The organism is Imhoffiella purpurea (genome assembly GCF_000585215.1).
GTDB lineage: Bacteria > Pseudomonadota > Gammaproteobacteria > Chromatiales > Chromatiaceae > Imhoffiella > Imhoffiella purpurea.
The window spans coordinates 42746-67596 of record NZ_AONC01000009.1; the positions used below are offsets into that span (position 1 = coordinate 42746).

The window sequence follows — 24851 nt, forward strand, 5'->3', positions numbered from 1 at the left end:
GGCGCGCTCGTCAGGGCCGGATCGCCAGCGCAGGCTGGCGCGATCGCTGGAGGCTGGCCGCTGGAGGCTGAAAGCTGGGTTCACCCGTAGGCGCGCTCGGCCCTGGGCATGGCCTGGGACGGCAGGACGCGCACGAATTCGCCCAGCTCGTCGATGATGCGCTCCTGGATGCCCTCCAGAGTCACGGAGGCCATCTGGCAGCCGGCGCAGGCGCCCTTCATGTCGACGTAGACGTTCTTGCCGTCGATGTCGACCAGCTCCACGTCGCCGTGGTCGCGCTGCAGGGTGGGGCGGATGGATTCGAGGACGGTCTCGATGCGGTGCATGCGCTGGAGGTTGGTCATCTTGGCCGGCGGGGTCGGCATGGCGACGGCGACCGACTTGGCCGAGGGGGCGAAGGTCTGACCGGACTCGGCGAGCACGCCGGCCAGGATCTCCTCGATCCCCTCGTGACAGGCGGAGCAGCCGCCGCCCGCCTTGGTGTAGTTGACCACTTCCTCGACCGTGGTGAGCTTGTTGCTGCGGATCGTCTCCTCGATCAGCACCGAGTCGACGGCGAAGCACTTGCAGACCAGCGCGCCTTCCTCGTGATCGTCCTTCCATTCCTCGCCGCGATAGTTGGCGACCGCGGCCTGCAGTGCCTCGCGGCCCATGACCGAGCAGTGCATCTTCTCGGGAGGCAGACCGTCGAGATAGTCGGCGATATCCTGGTTGGTGACCTTCAGGGCCTCGTCCAGGGTCTTGCCCTTGATGATCTCGGTGAGCGCGGAGCTGGAGGCGATGGCGGAGCCGCAGCCGAAGGTCTGGAAGCCTGCCTCTAGAATGACCTCGGTTTCGGGGTCGACCTTGAGGGTCAGTCTCAGGGCATCGCCGCAGGACAGCGAGCCGACGTCTCCGGTCGCGTTGGCGTCTGCGACGGCCCCCGCGTTGCGGGGGCTGAAGAAATGTTCCTGAACCTTTTCAGAGTACTCCCACATGGCTTGTCTCCTGAGTCGTTGGCTGGCGCCCGCGGCGCATGGCTTGAGTCTTGCAAAATGCTGATGACGATGATTCAGCAAAGCCTATGCCATATTTTCGTAAGCCTCGAATCCACTGATTCATTGACAATTTTCAAATCGGCGGGGATTTCTTTGTCGTCTCTGAAACAGTCGCGACACCGCGCCGAGTGATAAAACCTACAAAAGGAGTCCAAGATGAACATGACCCAGATCAACCCCGGCGACATGGTGTTCGCCGCAGCCGACATCTTCAACGACGGCGGCATTCCGGACGTGCCCGAGGACGCCCTCATCGCCAAGGCGGGGACGCGTGGCGTCGTCGTCAATATCGGGCATCTGGAAGAGAGCCCGGATCGCGAGCTCTATCTGGTGCGCTTCGAGGGCGAGGATCTGGTGCTGGGGCCGCCGACGGGCTGCTGGCTGGAGGAGCTGAGCCCGTCCTCCGAGTGAACGGCGACATCGGACGGGGCTGCGCGCCCCGATCCACGATGGATCGCGCCGGGCCGCTCCGGTATAAGGATCTGCAGTCTCAGTCGAGGTTCGATCGATGTTGGCCATCCATTTTCCGACGCGGGTTCCGGGGCGGGTCCCATGATCCGCATCGCCCTGCGCCACATGCGTCGCACCCGGCTGCGCACCCTGCTGACCCTGATCGGGGTGGCCGGTAGCGTCGCGCTCTTCGTCTCCCTCTCCGCGGTCAGCCGCGATCTGAAGCGGCAGCTCGATCAGGGCGTCGTCCAGAGCCGGATCGACATCCTGGTCGAGCAGCGCGGTGCCGCGACCCCCACGCTGTCCCGCATCCCCGAGACCGCCGAGACCGAGCTTCGGCGTCTGCCCGGGATCGCGGCGACCTCGTCCCTGGTCGTGGGGTCGGTCAAGGCCGCCGGACTCCCCTATTTGCTGCTGTTCGGGGTCTCCGCCCCGGAGACCTATCGGGCGGCAGGAGAATGGCTCGGCGGCGGTCTGATCGCGGGCGACATGTATCGCCCGGGCGCGGGCGAACTGGTCCTGGGACGTCTCGCGGCGCGCCGTCTGAAGCTGGATGTCGGAGACAGACTGGAGATCGGCGGCACGCGCTCCTATAGGGTCAGCGGCATCTACTGGCTGGGCCAGGGCGTTCTGGACGGTGGCGCCATGATCGATGTCGCGGACGCCCAGCGGCTTCTTTCCCGCGCCGGCCAGGTGAATCTGCTGCTGGTCGAGGTCGAGGACAAGCGCATGGTCGGTCCGCTCGTCCAGCGGATCGGCGAGCGCTTCCCCGGTCTCCACGCCTTTCCGGCCACCTCGCTGGGCCGTCAGATCCGCGCCATCAGCATGATCGACGGCTTCGTCATGGCGGTCTCGGCCATCGTTCTGCTCCTGAGCGGGGTCCTCATCCTGAACACCATGCTGATGGCCATCAGCGAGCGTACCCGCGAGATCGGCATCCTCATGGCCGTCGGCTGGTCGCGCCTCATGATCCTGCGTCTCATCCTGACCGAGGCGGGGCTGCTCGGCCTGATCGGCGGGCTCCTGGGCTTCCTCTGCGCCTATCCGCTGCTGTGGATGCTGACGATGCTGCCGGCGATGGCGCCGGGCTGGATCCCGGTCTCGCCGGACCTGGCGCTCTTCGCCCAGTCGCTGGGCCTCTCCGTCCTGCTCGCCACCCTGGGCGCCTGCTATCCGGCGGTCTTCGCGACCCGTTTGCAGCCGGCGACCGCGATCGGATACGAATAGCATGGATCCAACCCCAATGATTCGCGCCGATGGGCTCGTCAAGCACTTCGATGGTGGTCTGATCAAGGCCCTGGACGGCGTCGGCCTGGAGGTGCGGCTGGGCGAGGTCTGTGCCATCACCGGCCCCTCCGGATGCGGCAAGAGCACCCTTCTGAATCTCATCGGCGCACTGGCGTCGCCGACGCGCGGCGAGATCCGCATCGACGGCCGTCCGCTGGCCGAGCTGGGTCCCGCCTGTCTCTACCGGCGGCGCTACCTGGGGTTCGTGTTCCAGCTCCACCATCTGATCCCGGACCTGACGCTGTGCGAGAACGTCGAGATCCCGCTCATGACGACCGCCCTCGGGCGCCGCAAGCGCCGCGAGCGCGCCATGGCACTGCTCGCCGAGATGGGCCTGGAGCACCGCGCCGGGTCCATGCCGTCCCGGGTCTCGGGCGGCGAGCGTCAGCGCGCCGCCGTCGCCCGCGCCCTGGCGATGGAGCCCCCCATCGTCCTGGCCGACGAGCCGACCGGCAGCCTGGACTCGAGGAACGCCGGGCTGATCCTGGACGCCCTGCTCGCGCGCTGCCGTCAATTGAACACGACCCTGGTGATCGTGACGCACGACCCGGGCGTCGCCGCGCGCGCCGACAGGGTCGTGGAGATGCTCGACGGCCGGATCCTCTGATTCGGCCCCCTCGGTGCGCGCGGCTCAGTCCATCAGCGCTACGGCCTTGACCTGGGCGAAGACCTCCTGTCCGGGCTCCAGTTTGAGGCGGTCGCGCGAATAGCGGGTGATACGGGCGAGCAGGGGAGGGTGGGGCTCGCCGGCGGTGCAGAGCTTCACCAGAAGATGCGAGCGGTCGATCTCATGCATCTCGAGGACGCGGGCCGGCAGCACGTTCAGGATGCTGGACCTCTCGGGCTCGCCGACGGCGATGCTGACGTCGCGGGCGTGAATGCGCAGGCGGACCCGGTCTCCCGAGGCGCGGTCGAGACGGCCCATGGTGAGCGTCCCGCCGGGGATCTCGATCCGGCTCAGCTCGTAGGCGTCGTCGTGGTCGCGCACATGCCCCTCGACGAGGGCGCTCGCCTCCGTGTCCTGCGCCAGGGGCAGGTCGAGACGCGACAGAATCTCGATGGCCGGACCCACCGCCTGCACCTGTCCCTCGCGCATCAGGACGATGCGGTCGGCGAGCCGGGCGACCTCGTCCGGCGAGTGGCTGACGTAGAGTACCGGTATGCGCAGGTTGTCGTGCAGGCGCTCCAGGTAGGGCAGGATGTCCTGCTTGCTGGTGTGGTCGAGCGCCGAGAGCGGCTCGTCCATCAGCAGCAGTCGCGGGCTGGTGAGCAGCGCCCGGGCGATGGAGACGCGCTGGCGCTCGCCGCCGGAGAGACCGCTCGGATTGCGGTCGAGATGCGCGCGGATACCGAGCAGGTCGACGACCTCGTCGAAGTCGATCTGACGCTCGGTCGCGGGCACGCGGCGCATGCCGTATTGCAGGTTGCGCCGAACCGACAGGTGGCTGAAGAGGCTGGCCTCCTGGAAGACGTAGCCGATGGGGCGGCGATGGGTCTCGAGAAAGATGTCCTCGGCATCGTCCTGCCAGGTCTCGCCGTCGAGCCGGCAGTGTCCGGAGGCCCGCTCCAGTCCGGCGACGCAGCGCAGGATGCTGGTCTTGCCGCAGCCCGAGCGTCCGAACAGGGCGGTGATGCCGATGCCGGGCGCGGTGAAGGCCGCGTCGAGGGTGAAGTTGCCCCGGTCGAGCCGGAAGGCGACGTCCAATTCGATCATGTGCTGACTCGGTCCTGTCCGATCTGTCGCATGCGCTGGCCCAGGAGATTCATGCTCAGGACCACCAGGAAGGAGAAGAGCACCATGCCGCCCGCGAGCCAGTGCGCCTGGGTCCATTCGAGCGATTCGACATGGTCGTAGATGGCGATCGACAGCACCTTGGTCTCGCCCGGGATGTTGCCGCCGATCATGAGGATGACGCCGAACTCGCCGACCGTATGGGCGAAGGCGAGGATGGCGCCCGACAGGAGTCCCGGCAGCGCCAGCGGCACCGCAACGCTGAAGAAGCGGTTCAGCGGCGAGGCGCGCAGGGTGGCCGCCACCTCCAGGGGGCGCGAGCCGATCGCCTCGAAGGCGTTGTGGACCGGCTGCACCAGAAAGGGCATGGAATAGATGACGGATCCCACCACCAGGCCGGCGAAGGTGAAGGGCAGGGTGCCCAGGCCGAGCGCGTCGGTGAGCTTGCCGATGGGGCCGGCCGGTCCGAGCAGGAGCAGCAGATAGAAGCCGAGCACGGTCGGCGGCAGCACCAGGGGCAGGGCGACCAGCGTCGCCACCACCTGCTTCATCCGCGAGCGGGTCTGGGAGAGCCACCAGGCGATCGGGGTTCCGACCACCAGCAGCAGGGCCGTGGTCAGGCTGGCCAGCTTGAGGGTCAGCCACAGCGGGGCGAGGTCGAGCGTCACTGTATGGGAGTTCCTGCGATTCGAGAGTCGTCTTGGGAGCGGGGCGGGACCGGCCTGTTACGAAATGGCCGATCCCTATCGGACCCCTCTGAAGCTCAGGCGATCAGGGGCGATCGGGAGATCATTCTACCCCGTATCCGTATTTCTCGATCACGGCCTGCGCCTCCGGCCCCTTGAGATACTCGATCAGGGCCGCCGCGGCCGCGTTGCCCTCGCCCTTCTCGAGCAGCACGGCATCCTGACGGATGGGGCTGTAGAGATCCTCTGGCACCGTCCAGCTGGAGCCGCTGCCGTCCTTCACGGTCTGGGCCAGGGCGACGAATCCGAGCTCGGCGTTCTTGGTGGCGACGAACTGATAGGTCTGGGCGATGTTGTCGCCCTGGACCAGCTTGGGCTGGAGCCTCTCCGCGAGACCGAGCGACTTCATCACCTCGACCGCGGCGGCGCCATAGGGGGCCGTCTTGGGGTTGGCGATCGCCAGCTTCTCGAACTTGTCGCCGCTCAGCACCTCGGGGCCATCGCCGATGAGCTCGGGATCGGTGCTCCAAAGGACCAATTTACCCACGGCATAGGTGAACTCGCCGCTGGCCGCGCCTTCCTCGACCAGCTTCTGGGGACGGGCCTGGTCGGCGGACAGAAAGACCTCGAAGGGGGCGCCGTTGACGATCTGGGTGTAGAGCTTGCCGGACGAACCGAAGCTGACCTGGGTGGTGTGTCCGCTCGACTTTTCGAACGCGGCGGCGATCTCCTTCATCGCGGCGGTGAAGTTGGCGGCGACCGCGACCTTGACCTCGTCCGCTAGGGTCAGAGTGCTGGTGCCCGCCAGCAGGATGGCGGCCAGGGTCTTGTTCATGATCTTCATGGGCGATTCTCCAGTCGAGGGTTGTGATTGAAAAGCGAAATGTCTATATGGATATAACGGTGTGCAAAAAAGCGCGTTCGCGTGCACTGATGACCCGCTCGCGGCGTCTTTTGATCGGGCCGTCGGGTAGGGGCTCAGCCGCTCACCGCCAGGATGACGTGGGGCGCCTTGATGAGAGCGCAGGCCCTCTTCCCCTCGCTCAGTGCCAGCTCCTGGACGCTCTCGTTGGTGATCATGGCGGTCAGTCGCGCGCCGCCGTCCAGGGCCACCACCACCTCGGTGTTGACCGCACCGCTGTTGATGCGCTCGATGGTGCCGCACAGCCGGTTGCGCGCCGAGGTCTTGAGTCCCCCGTCCTCCGTGGCCAGGATCACGAAGGAGGACTTGATGAGCGCGAATGCCTCGACACCGGGGGCCAGTCCGAGTGACTGGACGCTCTCGTTGGTGACGATGGCGACCAATGGGGTGCCGTTGATATCGAGTGTGACCTCGGCGTTGACCGGGCCCGTCTTGATCTCGGAGACGAGTCCGCGCAAATGGTTTCTGGCGCTGACCTTCATGTTGAGGACCCCCAATAGTGACTCGAAGCGGTCGAAGTCCCTGATGCTCTCGTTGAGGCGCTCGAGAAAGCGTCTGTGTTCGCGTTCCGCCGCCTCGTAGACCGCGATCAGGCGACGTCCCTCGTCCGTCAGCTCGGTTCCTCCACCGTGGCGTCCGCCGGTGCGCCGTTGCACCAATGCCTGTGCGGAGAGGTTGTTCATGGCGTCGACCGAGTCCCATGCCTGCTTGTAGGACATGCCCATCGTCCGGGCCGCCTGCGAGATGGAGCCCGTTTCGGCGATACGGCGCAGCAGATCGATGCGTCCGTGCCCGACGAAGCGGTGCTCCTTCATGTCGAGCCGCAGGGTGCCGCTGGTCGAGAGATCCTGTTCGATGGAGTCAGTCATGCCGATGCTTTCGGGGGCTGGGCCAAGAATGCGCTGTGTATCCTATGCTATAACGATATGCGCGTCGCATGGAAGCCGAACCCGTCTCATCGCTCGTTCAAGAGTGGATTCATTGTCGGGTTGTCGACGGTCCCCGGGTTCAGGGAGATAAATCCGACAATCCTCGCATTCGACCCCGGCTTCCGGTGCCGGGTATCTCAGCCGAGGATGCGCTCGTAGGCGAGTCGCAGCAGTGCCAGCTCGACTGGCGGCAAATTGCGCGCCTGTGTCAGATCGATGAAGGTGCTGCCGTGCGTCGTGGCCTCTTCGAAGGGCGGATCGATGCTGGTGAAGCGGGCCAGATAGATGTCGGCCGTTCCATCGTTCCAGCCGACCCTGCAGCGGTAGCCGCTCTCGGCCTCGAGCGCGCCGCTGGGCAGTCCGAGCTGGGTCTCGGCCGCGCGCAGCAGCGGAGCGGGGTGCGAGACCAGGTTCTCGGATTCGCCCCCGGATGTCAGCTCCGCGCCCTCGGGCAGTGCCTCGAATCCGCAGACCCCTCCGTAGGGCAGCTTCAGGAACCGGGTCCGGGCGCTGGTGGGGTGCTTGTGGTACATGATCAGGCGTGGAGCGGGCATCGCTGGACCTCGCTGGGATGAGTGTCGAATCCGTATCCCAGTAACTCAAGCGAAAATCATGCCTTTTTTGGTGGGTGCCTTGGATGCGCAGGTTGTCCATCCAGCGAATGGCCTGGCTCACGTGGTGCTGTTCGGTAGTTCGGTGAGATCGACGTCTTCGTAGATGGTCTCGATGGGGGTGGAGAAATCGATGGAGGTCAGCTCCACCTGGTCCCCTTCGGCGAATGGGATCAGAACCCATTGATCGGCCTCGTTGCGGCGGAAGACGTCGACCGACATCAGGTCCGGATCGATGACGACGTATTCGCGCAGGGAGTCGAGCCGGCGGTAGTGGGCGAACTTCTTGCCGCGGTCGAAGGCGGCGGTCGAGCTGGACAGGACCTCGACGATGAGCGTCGGCGATTCCTTGAAATAGGTCAGGGCCGCGTCCGCCTCGCTGCAGGTGGCGAAGACGTCGGGATAGAAGAAGGCATCGGCCGCCTCGACGCGGACCTTCATGTCCGCCATGTAGACGCGACAGGGACCGCCTCTGACATGGGGGCGTAGAAGGGATGCAAGGTTGAGAGAGATCGTGACATGGGCCTCGCTCGCGCCGGCCATGGCGAACACCTGCCCGGCCAGGTATTCGTGCTTGACCGGCGATTCCAGCTCTCCGGCCAGATACTCATCCCGGCCGATACCGATCTTTTCCGCCGTGTTCGTCATGGACACCTCCTGTTTGTTTGAGGGCACATCCCGGCGGTTTCGCCATGGATGCCTCAGGAGGGGAGGGTTGCCCCTCCCGAATGTCACCGCAAACCCTTCGTCTTGAAAGCGATTCCCGCAAAGGGTTCAGCGCTTCTTCGGCGGCATGATGTCCGTGATGGATCCGTGCGCCATCTCGGCCGCCAGTCCGATGGTCTCGTTCAGGGTCGGGTGCGGGTGGATGGTCAGTCCGATGTCCTCCATGTCGGCGCCCATCTCGAGCGCCAGCACCGCCTCGCCGATGAGCTCGCCGGCGTTGGGCCCGACGATTCCGGCGCCCAGGATGCGCTTGGTCTCGGGGTCGAACAGCAGCTTGGTCAGACCCTCGTCGCGATGGATGCCGAGTGCGCGTCCGCTGGCGGCCCAGGGGAAGACGCCCTTCTCGTAGGGGATGCCCTGCTCCTTGGCCTTGGTCTCGGTGAGCCCCATCCAGGCGACCTCGGGGTCGGTGTAGGCGACCGAGGGGATGGTCATGGGGTCGAAGAGCGCGGGCAGTCCGGCGATGACCTCGGCGGCCACCTTGGCCTCGTGGGTCGCCTTGTGGGCCAGCATGGGGCCGCCGACCACGTCGCCGATGGCGTAGATGTTGGGCACGTTGGTGCGCTGATGGCCGTCGACCTTGATGAAGCCGTGCTGGTCGACCTGGACCCCGGCCGCCTCCGCGTCGATCAGCTTGCCGTTGGGCAGGCGGCCGACCGCGACCAGGACCTTGTCGTAGGTCTCCTCGCCCGGATGTTTGCCCTCGAAGACGACCTTGATGCCCTCGGGCGTCGCGCTCATGCTGGCGACCTTGGTCTCGAGCTTGATCTTGTCGTAGCGCTTCTTGATGATCTTCTCGACGGCGCGGACCAGATCCATGTCGGCGCCCGGCATCAGCTGGTTCTTGAGCTCGACCACGTCGATTCGGGAGCCCAGGGTGCTGTAGACGGTCGCCATCTCCAGTCCGATGATGCCGCCCCCGACGATCAGCATGCGGGCCGGGACATCGGCCAGCGCCAGCGCGTCGGTCGAGTCCATGACGCGCGGGTCGTCATGCGGGAAGCCCGGGATCTTCAGCGGCGAGGATCCGCAGGCGATGATGCAGTGATCGAAGCGGATGCCGACGCGGCCCTCCTTGGTCTCGACCCCGATGCGGTTGGGCGACTCGAAGCGGCCGGTCCCCTGAACCACCTGCACCTTGCGCTGCTTGGCCAGGGCGGTGAGACCGCCGGTCAGCTTGGCGACCACCTTGTCCTTGCCGGCGCGCATCTTGTCGAGATCCACCTCGGGCTCGCCGTAGGTCACGCCCATGCTGCCGAGCGTCTTGACCTCCTCCATGATCTGGGCCGTGTGCAGCAGTGCCTTGGAGGGGATGCAGCCGACGTTGAGACAGACGCCGCCGAGGGTGTCGTAGCGCTCGATCAGGACGACCTTCTTGCCGAGATCGGCGGCGCGGAAGGCGGCCGTGTAGCCGCCCGGGCCGGCGCCCAGGACCACGACCTCGGTGACCATGTCGACCGATTCGGAGGCGGCTGGGGCGGATTCGCTCGATGCCTCGGCGGCCAGGGCCTCGGGGTCGACCTCCAACGTCAGGATGGGATCGCCCTGAGAGACGCGCTCGCCGACCTTGACGCCGATCGTCCCGATGGTGCCGGCATGCGGGGCCGGGATCTCCATGGTCGCCTTGTCGCTTTCGAGCGTGATCAGCGACGCCTCCCTGGTCACCTGGTCGCCGGGCGAAACCAATACCTCGATGACTTCCACGTCCTTGAAATCGCCAATGTCCGGGACCTTGACCTCGATGCTGTTGCTCATGGGAAATGCTTCTCTCTTGGGCGTCTTGGGCCCTGGGTGGTAGGACGATTCGATGGCGTCAATCCTAAACGATCGTCCATCCTAAGGTGAAATCGCTTCCGGGATTCGTCTTGTCGGGTGGCCCGTCGGTCGGAATCCGCGAGCCTCTCCCTCCGATCGGGAGCCTTCGCGGATTCCGGCCGAGATGGGCTGGGCGTCATTCGGCTCCGGTCAGAGCAGCAGCTGCCGGATATCGCCCAGGAGATTGCGGAGCAGCGCGGTGAAGCGTGCCCCGTCGGCGCCGTCGACCACGCGGTGGTCATAGGAGAGCGAGAGGGGCAGCACGAGCCGCGGCACGAACTGCTGGCCGTCCCAGACCGGCTTCATCTCGGAGCGCGAGACGCCGAGGATGGCGACCTCGGGCGCGTTGACGATGGGGGTGAAGGCCGTCCCTCCGATGCTGCCGAGACTGGAGATGGAGAAACAGCCGCCCTGCATGTCGCCCGGCAGCAGCTTGCCTTCCCGGGCCTTGGCGCTGAGTTCGCCCAGTTCGGCGGCGAGGGCGGTCAGTCCCTTCTTGTCGACATCGCGCACCACGGGGACCAGCAGACCCTTGGGCGTGTCCACGGCGACTCCGATATGGGTGTAGCGCTTCATGACCAGCTGCTCGCCGTCGGCGCTCAGGGACGCCTTGAGGATCGGCATGCGATCGAGCGCGGTGGCGACCGCTTTGAGCAGGAAGGGCATGAAGGTCAGTTTGACCCCTTGCTTGGCCGTATCCGCGTTGCGTCCCTTGCGGAAGGCCTCCAACTCGGTGATGTCGGCCTCCTCGAACTGGGTGACGTGCGGCACCGTCAGCCAGCAGCGGTGCAGATGCTTGCCGCTGATCTTCTTGATCCGTGGCAGCTCCTCGGTCTCGACGGGGCCGAAGCGCGAGAAATCGACCTCGGGCGCGCCCGGGAGATGGAAGGCCGATCCCGAGTCCATTCCGGTCTCGGGACCCTGGCTGAGCACCTGCTTGACGAAGCCCTGTACGTCGTTCTTGGTGATGCGTCCCTTGGGGCCGGAGCCCTTGACGCGCCCCAGGTCCACGCCCAGCTCGCGGGCGAAGCGGCGCACCGCGGGGCTGGCGTGTGCCTTGCGGCCCCTGGCGATCGCGGCCATGTCCTCGGGGCGCGGCCGCACGGGCGCCGGGCGCGGCTCGGCCTCCCCATGGGCGCGCTTGGGCGGCTCGGGTTTCGGTTCCGGTTCCGGCTCGGTCGCCTGATCGGGTTCCGCGACCTCGGCCTCCCGGTCGTCGCTGGCCGCGAGGCTCAGGATCGGATCCCCCGCGTTCAGCTGATCGCCGATCTCGACCAGCAGCTTTTCGACCACCCCCGCCCGGGGCGCGGGGATCTCCATGGTCGCCTTGTCGCTCTCCAGGGTGAGCAGCGACTGTTCGGCATCGACCCGGTCGCCGGGGGCGACCAGGATCTCGATCACCTCGACATTGGAGAAGTCCCCGATGTCGGGCAGCAGAATATCTTCGACGTTTGACACGCGTTGTCCTCCTAGGCCTGTTGTTCCGGATCGCTCAAACCCTGACGGGGTTCGGTTTGTCCGGATCGATGCGGTACTTGGCGATGGCCTCGGAGACCCTCGTCGCGGGGATCTCTCCCTCGTCCGCCAGTGCCTTGAGTGCGGCGACCGCGATGTAGTAACGGTTGACCTCGAAGAATTTTCTGAGCTGGCTGCGCATGTCGCTGCGGCCGAATCCGTCCGTTCCCATGACGAGGTAGCGCCGGGGGACGTAGGGACGGATCTGATCGGCATAGGCCCGGATATAGTCGGTCGCGGCGACGATGGGGCCACGCGTCCCGGCCAGTTGGGACTCGACGTAGGTGGTGCGCTGTTCCCGGTCGGGATGCAGCATGTTCCAGCGTTCGGATTCGATCCCCTCGCGTCTCAGCTCGTTGAAGCTGGTGACGCTCCAGACGTCCGCGCCGACGTCGAAGTCCTTCTCCAGCAGTTCCGCGGCGGCCTCGACCTCGCGCAGGATGGTGCCGGCGCCCAGGAGCTGGACGCGGTGGCCGAGGTCCTCGCCGCTGCGCAGGCGGTACATGCCGCGCAGGATGCCCTCGCGGCTGTCCTCGGGCATCGCCGGATGGACGTAGTTCTCGTTCATCGCGGTGATGTAGTAGAAGATGTTCTCCTTCTCCTGGTACATGCGGCGCAGGCCGTCCTGGACGATGACCGCCATCTCGTAGGCGTAGGCCGGATCGTAGGCGACGCAGTTGGGGATGGTCGAGGCCATGATGGGGCTGTGGCCGTCCTGGTGCTGCAGCCCCTCGCCGGCGAGCGTGGTGCGCCCGGCGGTGCCGCCGATGAGGAAGCCGCGCGCGCGCATGTCGCCCGCCGCCCAGGCCAGGTCGCCGATGCGCTGGAAGCCGAACATGGAGTAGTAGATGTAGAAGGGGATCATGCTCTGGCCGTGGTTGGCGTAGGCCGTGGCCGCGGCGATCCAGGACGACATGGCGCCGGCCTCGTTGATGCCCTCCTGGAGGATCTGACCCTTCTTGTCCTCGCGGTAGTACATGACCTGATCTGAGTCGACCGGCTCGTAGAGCTGGCCCTGGGAGGCATAGATGCCGAGCTGGCGGAACATGCCCTCCATGCCGAAGGTGCGCGCCTCGTCCGGGACGATGGGAACCACGTATTTGCCGATCCGCTTGTCGCGCACGATCAGCGTCAGCAGGCGCACGAAGGCCATGGTGGTCGACATCTCCTTGTCGCCCGTGCCCTCGAGCAGTGCCTGGAAGGCGTCGAGCTCCGGGACCTCGAGCGCCGGGGCCTCGTCGCGCCGCGCGGGCAGGGGGCCGCCGAGCTGCTCGCGTCTCTGGTGCAGGTATTTGATCTCCTCGCTGTCCGCCGACGGCTTGTAGAAGGGCGCGGCGCCGATCTGGTCGTCCGAGATGGGGATGTTGAAGCGGTCGCGGAAGGCCTTGAGCGCGGTCTCGCCCATCTTCTTCTGCGAATGGGTGATGTTCATGCCCTCGCCGGCGATGCCCATGCCGTAGCCCTTGACCGTCTTGGCGAGGATGACGGTCGGCTGTCCCTGGGTCTGCATCGCGGCCAGATAGGCGTTGAAGACCTTGATGGGGTCGTGGCCGCCGCGGTTGAGACGCCAGATGTCGTCGTCGGTCATGTTGGCGACCATCTCCTTCAGCTCGGGATACTTGCCGAAGAAGTGCTCGCGGGTATAGGCGCCGCCCTTGGCCTTGTAGGCCTGGTAGTCGCCGTCGAGGCATTCCTCCATGCGCTTGAGCAGCAGGCCCTGCTTGTCGCGGGCGAGGAGCGGATCCCAGTAGCGGCCCCAGACCACCTTGACGACGTTCCAGCCGGCGCCGCGGAAGACCGCCTCCAGCTCCTGGATGATCTTGCCGTTGCCCCGCACCGGGCCGTCGAGACGCTGCAGATTGCAGTTGACCACGAACACCAGGTTGTCGAGGCGTTCGCGGGCGGCCAGGGAGATGGCGCCGAGCGATTCGGGCTCGTCCATCTCGCCGTCGCCGAGGAAGGCCCAGACCTTGCGGTTGGCGGTGTTGGCCAGTCCGCGGTCGCGCAGATAGTGCATGAAGCGCGCCTGGTAGATGGCCATGAGGGGGCCGAGCCCCATGGAAACCGTGGGGAACTGCCAGAAGTTCGGCATCAGCCAGGGGTGCGGATAGGAGGGGAGACCGTTGCCGTCCACCTCCTGGCGGAAGTTGTAGAGCTGTTCCTCGCTGATACGTCCCTCGAGGAAGGCGCGGGCATAGATGCCGGGCGCCGAGTGGCCCTGGAAGAAGACCAGGTCGCCGCCGTGATCCTTGGTGCGGGCATGGAGGAAATGGTTGTAGGCGACGTCGAGGAGCGTGGCCGATGAGGCGAAGCTGGAGATGTGTCCCCCCAGCTCGGTCGAGAGGCGGTTGGCCTGGACGACCATGGCCATGGCGTTCCAGCGCGCGAGCGAGCGGATGCGCCGCTCCATCGCCAGATCGCCGGGAAAGCGCTGCTCGCTCTGCACCGGGATGGTGTTCAGGTAGGCGGTGTTGGCGCTGTAGGGGAGATAGGCCCCGGAGCGGCGCGCCTTGTCGATCAGGCGCTCCAGCAGGAAATGGGCACGCTCGATGCCTTCGTTCTCCAGAACGGCATCGAGCGAATCGAGCCATTCCTGCGTCTCTTGAGGGTCGATGTCGGGCTTGTTCGTCATAGCGTTTCCAGGAATGCGTTCCAAGCGGTCGATACGGACAAAGCCGCGATTATATATCAGTGACGGATTATATAAATACTAAGAATACAATATTGCAATGTAATGGCCTCCAGCCTCCAGCCTCCAGCCTCCAGCCTCCAGCGGTTTGGTCTCGAGCCCTTGGGCATCGGCAGGGGGCGACTGTTCCCGGCTATCGGAGAGGGGCTTCGGACAATGCAAGCCACGGCACCATATCGGCTGGAGGCTCGATGCTGGTCGCTGGCAGCTCTTTGTACCATCGGATGGTGACGAATCCGCGGATGACCACCCCCGAGCGCCGAATGCGCCGAGGGAAACGATGGGGAACGGATAGGCGGGCCGGGATGTCCGGCGTGGAGAAGACGGGTGTGGCGGGAGACGCTGTGGCGCGTCTCCCTGGCTTGGCGAGGTCAGTCGTCGGCGCGCTGATAGGCGTCCATCATCTGTTTCTGGATGTTTCCGGGCACGGGGTCGTAGTGGCTCAGCTCGATGCTGTAGGTGCCCTCGCCGCCGGTGAGCGCCTTGAGTCGGGCGTCGTAGCCCGAGAGCTCGGCGAGCGGGACCTCTCCCTCGATGACGATCCGCCCCCGGCTCTTGGATTCGCTGCCGTTGATGCGACCGCGCCGGCTGGAGAGATCGCCGGCCAGGTCGCCCATGGAGGAGTCCTGCGCCGTGATGCGGATCTTGACGATGGGCTCCAGGATCACGGGCTGGGCCTGGAGGACGGCCTCGACGAAGGCCTTGCGGCCGGCGGTGGCGAAGGCGATGTCCTTGGAGTCGACCGGATGGTGTTTGCCGTCGTAGACGGTGACCTTGACGTCCTGGAAGGGATAGCCGGCGACGACGCCCTCCTCGAGCACCTGGCGCACGCCCTTCTCGATCGAGGGGATGAAGTTGCCCGGGATGGTGCCGCCGACGACCGCGTCGACGAAGGCGAATCCGGCGCCTCGCTCGTTGGGCTCGACCCGCAGATAGACCTCGCCGAACTGTCCGGCCCCGCCCGTCTGCTTCTTGTGCCGATGATGGCCCTCCGCCTTGCCCATGATGGTCTCGCGGTAGGGGATGCTTGGCGGCTTGGTCTCGACCTCGACGTGGAACTGCTCGGAGAGGCGTCTCAGGATGACCTTGAGGTGCAGTTCGCCCAGACCGCGCGCGACCGTCTCGTTGGCCGAGGCGTTGTGCTCGATGTGGAAGCAGGGATCCTCGTCCTGGAGCTTGTGGAGCGCGTCGGTCAGCTTCTGCTCGTCGCCGCGCTTGGTGGTGCTGATGGCGAGCCCGAAGAGCGGGATCGGGCATTCCAGGGTCGAGAGATGGAAATGGTCCTCTTCGTGCGAGTCGTGCAGCACGGCGTCGAAATGGATGTCGTCGACGCGCGCGACGGCGAGGATGTCGCCCGGCACGCCTTCGTCGACCTCGGTCAGATCCGCACCGTGGAGGCGATACAGGTGATTGATCTTGAATGGTTTGCGGGCATTGCCGATGAAGAGTTGGCTGTTCGGCGTGATCCGGCCCTGATGCACGCGGAAGATGCCGATCTTGCCGCGGAAGGGGTCGTTGATGACCTTGAAGACATGGGCCACGGCGTGCAGATTCGGATCCGGTTCGACCTTGACCGGTTCCATGGAGGCGCCTTCGCCCTTGAGGAAGGCGGGCGGATTGCCCTCGGCCGGATTCGGCATGAGTCGGTCGAAGATCTCGAGCAGTTCGGGGATGCCGGCGCCGGTCTGTGCCGACACGAAGCAGATCGGGATCAGGTGCGCCTCGCGCAGGGCCGCTTCGAAGGGGTCATGCAGTTGTTCGGGCTTGAGCTCCTGACCCTGCTCCAGATAGACCTCCATCAGATCCTCGTCGACCTCGACGACCTGATCGATGATCTGGCTGTGGGCCTCGGCGACGGAGGAGAAGTCCGTATCCTTGCCGCTGGGCTGGAAGAAGCAGTCGACGACGCCCTGTCCGCCGTTCGTCGGCAGGTTGATCGGCAGACATTCGGCGCCGAAGGTCTCGCGGATCTGCTCGGTGAGCTGGGGGAGGTCGATATCGGAACCGTCGATCTGGTTGACGATGATGATGCGGCAGAGCGCGCGGTTGTCCGCGGCCTTCATCATGCGAATCGTCATCGGCTCGATGCCGGATTGGGCGTTGACGACCAGCGCGGCGGTTTCCACCGCGGGCAGCACCGAGATGCTGCGGCCGAGGAAGTCCGGCGATCCGGGGGTGTCGATCAGGTTGATGTGCTTGCCGCCGGTGGTGAAGCCGGTGATGGCGGTATCCAGTGAATGCTGGAGTTCCTTTTCCAGGGGGTCGAAGTCGCAAACCGTCGAGCCCTTGGTGACGCTTCCGGCACTGGAAATGACACCGGTGGCTGCTAGCAGCGCCTCCACCAGGGTGGTCTTTCCGGAGCCGGCATGGCCGACCAGAGCGATGTTTCGGACGTCCTCGGCATTGTAGTCAGACATCTTTGATCCCGTCGTGGCGCTTGAGTGGAATCCAGGGCGTTCGTCGACGCCCCTCTAGGTTCGTTCGGGCGAGCCGAAATTATACTGTAACCCAGTTGACACTCTTGATGAGGTAACGAGGAATGCGGTGCGAGCTGCTTCAGATCAAGGATCGCGGTTGGATAGCCGAGGGGGAGTGGGATCGAGCCTGGTCCGCCGAGGATGGGGCGCGACGAGAGAAGGCCGATATATGGCCAAAAAAACGGCGGTCGACCGACCGCCGAAGGACGCACAGCTAGGGAAAAGGTGAATCCTTTGCGTTTTGAACCATACTCTCGTGTGTTGATCGAGACGTTAGCACAGAGGGGGAGGTCATAAGATGGCACTGGTTCTCAAATCGGGAGCTTTCGTCCACGGAAATCCGATTCCGCGTCGTTTCAGCTGCGAGGGGGAGGATCTTTCGCCGCCCTTGCAGTGGTCGGATCTGCCCGAGGGGACCGAGAGTCTGGTTCTGATCGTGGACGATCCGGATGCCCCGGATCCCGCGGCGCCCCGCATGGTGTGGGATCATTGGATCCTCTACAACATCCCCCCGAGCTGCTCGGGTCTGGACGCGGGTGCGGCGCGCGGAGGGCTTCCCGAGGGCGTCGGCGAGGGCGTCAACAGTTGGGGGCGGACGGGCTACGGCGGGCCATGTCCGCCGATCGGGCGCCATCGCTATTTCCATCGGCTCTACGCCCTGGATACCCGCCTGCCCGATGGGCTGGGACAGCCCACCAAGGACGAGCTGCTGCTCGCCATGGACGATCACATACTCGCCCATGCCGAGCTGGTGGGGACGTACGACAAGTCCGATCCGAACGACCCCGGCTGATGTCGATCAGGGTCTGACGCGATCGATGACGACGGAGACCGCCGCGTCCTCGTCAAGCCCGATCGGCGCGGCGGTTCCCTCCAGATCTCCCGCCCGAGGCGTGGCGTCGCCGCTTTTGGAGACGCGCGCGCCGATGGTGATCTGCTCCGTGCCGGACAGTTTGAGTGTCGGGCTCATCGCCTGGCTGTCGTCGAGCACGACCTCCGCCGGAAGGTCCTTGACCTGGATGCGTTTCGCCGCGAGCGGCATGGGCGGCCCCTGGGTCGCCCGGGCGAAGACGAAGACGCTGTCCTCGGGCGATGCCTGCTCGGCAATCGACGGTGCCAGACTCACCCTGACCGTGACGCTGGCGGATTCGGCTGCCGCCGCCTCGCCGGATTGAGCGGTCGCTGTCGCGTCCCGGCTCGCGGCCGGCTGGGTCTCTGCGGCACCGCTGCCCGTCTCGGATGCCCGGGCGACGCGGCTTCTCGCCTCATCGATCATCTGACCGAGGTTCTTGGCGTCGTCGCTGCCCGGCTCGAGTTCGTCCAGAATCGTCTGCCAGGCGTCCGCGGCCTCCTGATAGCCCCCCTCCTGGAAGGTGATCATCCCGGCCAGCCAACGTGCCATCGGGTCCTGCGGATCCTTCTCCAGCGCGGCCCGGATCAGCTCGGCCGGTCTGCCGGCGAGACTCTTCCCAGGACTGGCCGAGGCCAATGCCTCGGCATAGGCGAGCATGACGGGGACCTGATCCGGTGCCAGCTGGTAGGCCTTCTCGAAGGCGGCGAGCCCTTCTTCGATCCGATCGGTGGCGAAATAGGTCCGGCCGAGCATCAGCCAGCCGTCGACATTGTCCGGATCCTCTTTCAGCCGCTCCTGAAGCCGTCCGACCAGTTCCTCGAGCGAGGCCCCCGACTGGGTGTCCGAGCCGTCCTCCGCGGCGGCCTGGCCCGCGCTTCCCTCGATGCGGTCGATGAGCGCCGGATTGCCGAGTTCCAGATACATGAGAACGGCCGAGGCGGGAACCGCCGTGGCCAAGAGTGCCGCGAGCAGCCAGCGGCTGGCCGCCGAGGCGGGGCGCCGGGCCGGTTTCTCGGCGTCGTCGACGTCGTAGAGCAGCTCGCGCTCGAGATCGTGACGCGCGGCCAGATAGCGTTCCTCCTCGATCAGATCGGCGGTGCGGTCGTCCTCGAGCTCCTTGAGCCGTTGCTCGAACACCGCGAGGTTCAGGGCGTTCTGATCGGGCGTGTCGGCGGCGGTCTCCCGCCTCAGCAGCGGGGGCAGAATGATCCACAGGGCCAGGGCGAGCAGGCCGCCGGCCAGAATCCAGAAGATGATCATTGGGGTTCTAGTCCTGTTGGTTGCCTGTCTTGGCGAGCAGTCGACGCAGTCGTTCCTGCTCCGCCTCGCTCAGATCCTGCTCCGGCTCTTCCTTCTTGCGCTGCAGGGTGCGGAGCAGCAGAAAGGCGCCGAATCCGAGGAAGAGGAAGGGACCGAACCAGAGGACGTAGGTCGAGGGCTTGATCGGCGGCTCGTAGAGCACGAAATCGCCATAGCGTTCGACCAGGAAGTCGACGACCTCATCCGTGCTCTGGCCGTCCTGCATCATGCGGTAGACCTCCTTGCGCAGGTCCTGGGCGACGCTGGCCTGGGAACCGGCGAGCGATTCGTTCTGGCACACCAGACAGCGCAGCTGGCCGATGAGATCGCGAAACTCGTCCGTTCGCGCCGGATCCTCGAAGGTGAACTCCTCGAGCGTGTAGGCCTGGGCCGTACCGAGCGTCAGGGCGCCGGCCAGCAGGCCGGCGATCGCGAGTGCGGGGATCGTTGGACGCATCATGATTTCTTCGCCGAATAGCGCTCGATGACGGGAAGGATCTCGGATTCCCAGACCTGCTGGTCGATGGGGCCGATGCGCTTGTGGCGAATGATGCCCTCGCCGTCGACCACGAAGGTCTCGGGCGCGCCGTAGACGCCCCAGTCGATGCCGACCTCGTTGTCCGGATCGTAGAGGATCTCGGCGTAGGGGTCGCCGAAGCGCTGGAGCATCTGCAGCGCCTCGGGGCGCGTGTCCTTCCAGTTGAAGCCGATCACCTGGATGTCGGCGTTGGCGCGGGCGATCCGCATCAGCTCGGCATGCTCCTGGCGGCACGAGGGACACCAGGAGGCCCAGACGTTGACCAGGGAGACCTTGCCGAGCAGATCCTTCCTGGTCAGGGTCCGGCCCGGGTCCTTCAGCGAGGCGAGGGCGAAATCGGGCGCCGGCTTGCCGATCAGGGGTGAGGGGATCTCGCGCGGGTTCAGCCCCAGGCCGTAGAAGAGCAGTGCGGCCAGGGCGATGAAGATGCCAAGCGGAATCAGTGCGCGTGTGGCGGATTTATTCATTGTCGTATTGCATCCAGTATCAGGTGGCCTGGGCCGCGAGCGCTGCCCCGGAGGGTGCGGCTGCGGTGCGGCGGACGGCGCGATAGCGCGGGTCGGAGACGGAGACGATGCCGCCGAGCGCCATCAGGATCGCGCCGAGCCAGATCCAGCGGACATAGGGCTTGTAATAGATGCGCAGCGCCCAGTCGCCGCCGTCGCCGATGGGTTCGCCGAGCGAGACATAGATGTCGCGCAGCAGACCGGCGTCGATCGCGGCCTCGGTCATGGGCATGCCGCCCGAGAAATAGCTGCGCTTCTCGGGATAGAGCCGGGCGATCTCGCGCTCGCCTTCGTAAACGGTGAAATCACCTCGGAAAGCGTTGTAGTTGGGGCCTGGAACCGCCGTCACGCCGTTGAACTGGAAGCGGTGTCCCGATGCCTCGTGAACGCCGCTGGGCGACATGCGCACGTCGGTCTCCTGGCCGTGGTTGGAGACCATGGTGACGCCGACGATGAAGACGGCCAGACCCATGTGCGCCAGCCACATGCCGTAATAGCTGCGGCTGTTTCCGGCCATGTCGGTCCGCAGTCCCTTGAGTCCGCCCTTGTGCCGGAGACGGCCGAAGAGACTGCTCAGGTGCGATCCGACCACCCAGGCTGCCAGAGCCAGGCCGAAGCCGACCCACATGTCTCCAGCCGAGGACAGAATGGGGAAGGACACCAGCACGAAGGCGGTGATGCCGAGCAGGATGGCGAGCCAGAGCGCGCGCAGCAGCCGCAGGTGCGAGTCGTGTTTCCAGTGGACCAGCGGTCCGACGCCGGTCGCCAGGATCAGCATGGGCGAGAGGGCGATGAACATCTTGTTGAACCAGGGGAAACCGACCGAGATCTTGCCCCAGCCGGCGGCCTCGTAGATGAGCGGTGCCAGGGTGCCGAAGAGGACCAGTACCGCCAATGTGGCCAGCAGTAGGTTGTTGGCCAGCAGGAAGCTCTCGCGCGAGACCAGATCGAAGCGGCCGCCGCCCGAGATCGAGGGCGCGCGCCAGGCGTAGAGCGCGAGCGAGCCGCCGATCACGATGCAGAGGAAGAGCAGGATGAAGCTGCCGCGCGCCGGGTCGGTGGCGAATGCATGGACCGAGGTCAGGACGCCCGAGCGCACCAGGAAGGTGCCGAGCAGCGACAGTGAGAAGGTGGAGATGGCCAGCAGCACGGTCCAGGTCTTGAAGGCCGCGCGCTTCTCGGTGACGGCGAGCGAGTGCATGAGCGCCGTGCCCACCAGCCAGGGCATGAAGGAGGCGTTCTCGACCGGATCCCAGAACCACCAGCCGCCCCAGCCCAGCTCGTAGTAGGCCCACCAGGAGCCGAGCGCGATGCCGATGGTCAGGAAGACCCAGGCGACCGTGGTCCAGGGACGCGACCAGCGCGCCCAGGCCGAGTCCAGCTTGCCGCCGATCAGGGCGGCGATGGCGAAGGCGAAGGCGACCGAGAAGCCGACGTAGCCCATGTAGAGCATGGGCGGGTGGATAGCGAGTCCCGGATCCTGCAGCAGGGGATTCAGATCGCGTCCCTCGAGCGGCGCCGGGAAGATGCGGTCGAAGGGGTTGGAGGTCAGGACCATGAACAGCAGGAAGCCGATCGCGACCATGCCCTGGACCGAGATGACCCGCGCGATCATGGGCAGCGGCATGAAGTGGCTGCGGGCCGCCACGGCGGCGCCCCAGCCGGCCAGCATCAGCACCCACAGCAGCAGCGAGCCCTCGTGGGCGCCCCAGATCGCCGAGATCTTGTAGAGGGTCGGCATCAGCGAATTGGAGTTGGTCGCCACATAGATGACCGAGAAGTCGTCGGTCAGGAATGCCTGCAGCAGACAGAGGAAGGCGATGCCGATGAAGACGAGCTGACCCCAGGCAAGCGGGCGCGCCGTCTCCATCCAGGCGCGGTTGCCGGTGAAGCTGCCGACCAGGGGGACGCTCGACTGGACGACGGCCAGCACCAGGGCCAGCAGGAGTGCGAAATGACCGAGCTCGGGAACCATCAGTTGGGTGCCCCGCTGGTCTGGGTCGCGGATTCGGCGACGCCCTCGGCATGGGCCGTCTTGAGGGTGCTGGCGACCTCGGGCGGCATGTATTCCTCGTCGTGCTTGGCCAGGACCTCCTCGGCGTAGAAGACGCCGTCGGGACCGAGCTTGCCCCTGGCCACCACGCCCTTACCCTCGCTGAAGAGGTCGGGCAGGATGCCTTCGTAGGCGACCTTCACCGTCTCGGCGTTGTCGGTGACGTCGAACCGCACCGTCAGCCCGTCGCCCTCGCGACGGAGCGTGCCCTCGGTCACCAGACCGCCGAGCCGGAAGACGTGATCCTGGGGCGCCTCGTTGGCGATCACCTGGGACGGGCTGAAAAAATAGGAGATGTTCCCCTTGAGCGCGGTCAGTGCCAGCGTCGAGGCCGCCGCCACGCCGATCACGGCCAGGCCGACGAAGGCCAGGCGTTTCTTTCGTGCTTTCATTCTGTTCCTCCGGAATCTCTCATCCGGGTCAATCGACCAAGACGGGACCAAATGGTTCGCCACTCGGCCCGCAGCTGCAGAATCTCGGCCACCAGAAGCAGGGCGACCATGCCGTAGGCGCCCCAGACGAAGAAGGCGAAACCGCCCTGCGAGAAGAATTCGCTCATGTCCGTCCCCGTGCGTTGAGAAGGTCCTGGACCCAGGTGTTCTCGGCCTCGCGGGTCAGGATGATGCCGCGCAGCCGCATGAAGGTGGTCGCGAAGGAGTACATCCAGAAGGCCAGGGTCATAGTCAGCATCGAGAAGAGGATGTTGCCGTCGATTCGGGTCAGATTGGAGCGCTGGTGCAGCGCCGCGCACTGGTTGGGATCCGGGCAGTTGATCGACCAGAAGATGACCGGGACCATGATGAGGCCCACGATCGCCAGCAGGGCCGAGGCGCGGTCGGCGCGCCGGGTGTCGTCGATCGCCGAGTGCAGCGCCATGTAGCCGATGTACATGAAGAAGAGCACCAGTTCCGAGGTCAGGCGCGGATCCCAGTCCCAGTAGGTGCCCCAGCTCGGGCGTCCCCAGAAGGCCCCGGTCCAGAGCGCCAGGAAGGTGAAGATGGCCCCCGTGGGCGCGACCGCGTTGGCCATCATGAATGAGAGCCGGGTGTTGAAGATCAGCCCGATCGCCGCCCAGGCCACCATCACGATATAGAGCCACATCGACATCCAGGCCGAGGGCACGTGGATGAAGATGATGCGGTAGTACTCCTTCTGCGGGTTGCTGCCGCCGAGCTGGCTGGCGGTCTCGAAGAATCCCCAGTAGAGACCGATGGCGAGCAGCAGGAGCGTGAGGATCCAGAACACCGGTATGAGACGGCCGGCGATGGGGTAGAAGGTCGCGGGTGACGCGAATTTGAACCAGTTCAGGGCCATGAGTTTGAGTCGGAGTATCGAGTGGGTTTTGGGTCGTTCGGGTTGGTACGGGGTCGGCTCATTCGAGCGAGATCCGCAGCGCCGCCGAGGAGGCGACGGGGGCGAACACCAGTGCGATCAGCAGAAATGCCCCGAGCAGGGCGAAATAGGGCTGGGTGTCGGCCAGGTCGATCTGGCTCACCTCGACGGCGCCCGCGCCGTAGACCAGCACCGGGATGTAGAGCGGCAGGATCAGCAGCGACAGCAGGATGCCGCCGCCGCGCAGCCCGAGCGTGAGCGCGGCGCCGATCGAGCCGATCAGGCTCAGGATGGGCGTGCCGACCAGCAGCGCCAGCATCATGATGCCGATGGCGCTGTCGGCAAGCTGATACTGCATGCCGACCAGGGGCGCGATCAGGACCAGCGGCAGACCGGTGAGGAGCCAGTGCGCCGCGATCTTGGCCAGCACCAGGAGCGAGAGCGGCTGGGCGGTCAGGAGCATCTGTTCCAGGGTGCCGTCCTCGTAGTCGGCGGCGTAGAGTCGCTCCAGCGCAAGCATGGAGGCCAGCAGGGCGGCGACCCAGACCACGCCGGGACCGATGATCTGCAAAGCCTTGCTCTCGGTACCGACACCGAGCGGGAAGAGGCTGACGACGATGACGAAGAAGAAGAGCGTGGTGAGGACATCCGTGCGCCGGCGCATGGCCAGTGTCAGATCGCGTGAAAGGATGCACCAGAAGACTCGCAGCACGGCGTTTCAGTTCCCCAGGTTCAGTTGTTCGATCTGGCCGGAGGTGAGCGGGACCTCCTGGTGGGTGGTCAGCGCGGCGATGCCTCCGGTGGCGACATGATCGGCGATCAGGGTCTGCAGCAGGGCGACCGCGTCGACGTCCAGGGCCGTGAAGGGCTCGTCGAGGATCCAGAGCCTGGCCCTGGTCAGGATGAGCCGGGCCAGTGCAACCCTCTTTTTCTGCCCCTGGGACAGCATGCGGGTGGGCAGATCCTCGAACCCGGCCAGGCCGATGCGCTTGAGCGCGTCCCAGATGGCCGTCTCCTCGACCCGGTCGCCGTCGAGGGTCGCCGCGATCGAGAGGTTCTCGAGCCCGGTGAGTTCGCCCTTGATGCCGTTGGTGTGGCCGAAATAGAGCAGGTCGCGCCGATATTCCTCGCCCAGTTCGCGGATGGATTCGCCATTCCAGCGGATTTCGCCGCGCTCCGGGGTGAAGAGTCCGCAGAGCGTGCGCAGCAAGGTGGTCTTGCCGCTGCCGTTGCGTCCGCGAACGTGCATCAGGGTGCCCGACGAGAGGGAGAAGTCCAGCTCGGTGAAGAGCCTCCGGTCACCGCGTCGGCATTCGAGCTGGTTTACCTCGAGCATCTGGGTTCAGGATCTGCTGAGCATTGGCTAAAGGCAGGCAAAAATATACGCTCGGGTC

At 65.8% G+C, this 24851-nt stretch carries 23 protein-coding genes and 1 pseudogene; 4 read left to right on the top strand and 20 right to left on the bottom strand.

Translation table 11 applies throughout. The annotated features are described in order from the left end of the window. Positions 1–80: 80 nt before the first annotated feature. Positions 81–977, bottom strand: a complete 897-nt coding sequence (nifU, locus tag D779_RS03070; protein WP_043749259.1) for a Fe-S cluster assembly protein NifU — start codon at positions 975–977, stop codon at positions 81–83. A 216-nt stretch (positions 978–1193) separates the two neighbouring features. Here nifU and D779_RS03075 point away from each other — a divergent pair, with 216 nt between their 5' ends. The 3 genes from D779_RS03075 to D779_RS03085 all read left to right on the top strand — a co-directional run bounded on the left by D779_RS03075 (position 1194) and on the right by D779_RS03085 (position 3381). Further along, entirely contained in the window at positions 1194–1448 is a 255-nt protein-coding gene (locus D779_RS03075) for a nitrogen fixation protein NifZ (protein ID WP_043749262.1), read from the top strand. A gap of 141 nt (positions 1449–1589) precedes the next feature. After that, positions 1590–2714, top strand: coding sequence for an ABC transporter permease (locus D779_RS03080; RefSeq protein WP_043749264.1), 1125 nt, complete (start codon positions 1590–1592; stop codon positions 2712–2714). Position 2715: 1 nt separating this feature from the next. Continuing rightward, positions 2716–3381 carry an ABC transporter ATP-binding protein gene (locus D779_RS03085; protein ID WP_043749266.1) on the top strand — a complete coding sequence of 222 codons (666 nt, stop codon included), beginning with the start codon at positions 2716–2718 and terminating at the stop codon, positions 3379–3381. A 24-nt stretch (positions 3382–3405) separates the two neighbouring features. On the opposite strand, the gene modC is transcribed toward D779_RS03085, so the two are convergent. The 10 genes and pseudogenes from modC to fusA all read right to left on the bottom strand — a co-directional run bounded on the left by modC (position 3406) and on the right by fusA (position 16816). After that, a complete protein-coding gene (modC, locus tag D779_RS03090) occupies positions 3406–4488 on the bottom strand; it encodes a molybdenum ABC transporter ATP-binding protein (protein WP_043749269.1) in 1083 nt (360 codons plus the stop codon). Continuing rightward, the gene (gene modB / locus D779_RS03095) at positions 4485–5174 is read right to left on the bottom strand and encodes a molybdate ABC transporter permease subunit (RefSeq protein ID WP_043749271.1); all 690 of its coding nucleotides are present in this window, start codon (positions 5172–5174) and stop codon (positions 4485–4487) included. Before modB ends, modC begins: the two co-directional genes overlap by 4 nt. Positions 5175–5295: 121 nt before the next feature. Beyond that, positions 5296–6036, bottom strand: a complete 741-nt coding sequence (gene modA, locus D779_RS03100; protein ID WP_081763297.1) for a molybdate ABC transporter substrate-binding protein — start codon at positions 6034–6036, stop codon at positions 5296–5298. Positions 6037–6170: 134 nt separating this feature from the next. Beyond that, complete coding sequence (locus tag D779_RS03105) at positions 6171–6983, bottom strand: TOBE domain-containing protein (protein WP_043749273.1); 813 nt, start codon at positions 6981–6983, stop codon at positions 6171–6173. Positions 6984–7180: 197 nt separating this feature from the next. Beyond that, the gene (locus D779_RS03110) at positions 7181–7597 is read right to left on the bottom strand and encodes a hypothetical protein (RefSeq protein WP_043749276.1); all 417 of its coding nucleotides are present in this window, start codon (positions 7595–7597) and stop codon (positions 7181–7183) included. 117 nt (positions 7598–7714) lie between these two features. Continuing rightward, positions 7715–8302: a Uma2 family endonuclease gene (locus D779_RS03115; RefSeq protein ID WP_043749478.1), complete on the bottom strand. Its 588-nt coding sequence runs from the start codon at positions 8300–8302 to the stop codon at positions 7715–7717. 126 nt (positions 8303–8428) lie between these two features. Then, complete coding sequence (gene lpdA, locus D779_RS03120) at positions 8429–10135, bottom strand: dihydrolipoyl dehydrogenase (protein ID WP_043749278.1); 1707 nt, start codon at positions 10133–10135, stop codon at positions 8429–8431. A 225-nt stretch (positions 10136–10360) separates the two neighbouring features. Beyond that, a pseudogene (gene aceF, locus D779_RS03125) lies at positions 10361–11806 on the bottom strand (dihydrolipoyllysine-residue acetyltransferase); the annotation flags it as partial. After that, positions 11688–14342, bottom strand: coding sequence for a pyruvate dehydrogenase (acetyl-transferring), homodimeric type (gene aceE / locus D779_RS03130; RefSeq protein WP_043749281.1), 2655 nt, complete (start codon positions 14340–14342; stop codon positions 11688–11690). The gene aceE and the pseudogene aceF, both read right to left, overlap by 119 nt. Before the next feature lie 428 nt (positions 14343–14770). Further along, positions 14771–16816 carry an elongation factor G gene (gene fusA / locus D779_RS03135; RefSeq protein WP_043749284.1) on the bottom strand — a complete coding sequence of 682 codons (2046 nt, stop codon included), beginning with the start codon at positions 16814–16816 and terminating at the stop codon, positions 14771–14773. A gap of 358 nt (positions 16817–17174) precedes the next feature. On the opposite strand from fusA, the gene D779_RS03140 reads away from it, so the two are divergent. Further along, a complete protein-coding gene (locus D779_RS03140; RefSeq protein WP_043749286.1) occupies positions 17175–17669 on the top strand; it encodes a YbhB/YbcL family Raf kinase inhibitor-like protein in 495 nt (164 codons plus the stop codon). A gap of 6 nt (positions 17670–17675) precedes the next feature. On the opposite strand, the gene ccmI is transcribed toward D779_RS03140, so the two are convergent. From ccmI to ccmA, 9 genes are read right to left on the bottom strand one after another with little or no spacing between them, the layout of a single operon-like run. Continuing rightward, positions 17676–18989, bottom strand: coding sequence for a c-type cytochrome biogenesis protein CcmI (gene ccmI / locus D779_RS03145; RefSeq protein ID WP_043749289.1), 1314 nt, complete (start codon positions 18987–18989; stop codon positions 17676–17678). Between the two features lie 7 nt (positions 18990–18996). Beyond that, positions 18997–19488 (bottom strand): cytochrome c-type biogenesis protein, encoded by a 492-nt coding sequence (locus tag D779_RS03150; protein WP_043749292.1) that lies wholly within the window; start codon positions 19486–19488, stop codon positions 18997–18999. Then, positions 19485–20033, bottom strand: a complete 549-nt coding sequence (locus tag D779_RS03155; protein ID WP_043749294.1) for a DsbE family thiol:disulfide interchange protein — start codon at positions 20031–20033, stop codon at positions 19485–19487. Before D779_RS03155 ends, D779_RS03150 begins: the two co-directional genes overlap by 4 nt. Before the next feature lie 19 nt (positions 20034–20052). Beyond that, positions 20053–22047 (bottom strand): heme lyase CcmF/NrfE family subunit, encoded by a 1995-nt coding sequence (locus D779_RS03160; RefSeq protein WP_043749297.1) that lies wholly within the window; start codon positions 22045–22047, stop codon positions 20053–20055. Continuing rightward, positions 22047–22517 (bottom strand): cytochrome c maturation protein CcmE, encoded by a 471-nt coding sequence (gene ccmE / locus D779_RS03165; protein WP_043749300.1) that lies wholly within the window; start codon positions 22515–22517, stop codon positions 22047–22049. Before ccmE ends, D779_RS03160 begins: the two co-directional genes overlap by 1 nt. After that, a complete protein-coding gene (gene ccmD, locus D779_RS03170; RefSeq protein ID WP_043749301.1) occupies positions 22514–22684 on the bottom strand; it encodes a heme exporter protein CcmD in 171 nt (56 codons plus the stop codon). The genes ccmE and ccmD overlap by 4 nt, the downstream gene beginning before the upstream one ends. Continuing rightward, the gene (gene ccsA, locus D779_RS03175; protein ID WP_043749304.1) at positions 22681–23439 is read right to left on the bottom strand and encodes a cytochrome c biogenesis protein CcsA; all 759 of its coding nucleotides are present in this window, start codon (positions 23437–23439) and stop codon (positions 22681–22683) included. Before ccsA ends, ccmD begins: the two co-directional genes overlap by 4 nt. 58 nt (positions 23440–23497) lie before the next feature. Further along, entirely contained in the window at positions 23498–24169 is a 672-nt protein-coding gene (gene ccmB / locus D779_RS03180) for a heme exporter protein CcmB (protein ID WP_043749306.1), read from the bottom strand. A 6-nt stretch (positions 24170–24175) separates the two neighbouring features. Then, positions 24176–24793, bottom strand: coding sequence for a cytochrome c biogenesis heme-transporting ATPase CcmA (ccmA, locus tag D779_RS03185; protein ID WP_043749309.1), 618 nt, complete (start codon positions 24791–24793; stop codon positions 24176–24178). Between the last annotated feature and the right edge of the window lie 58 nt (positions 24794–24851).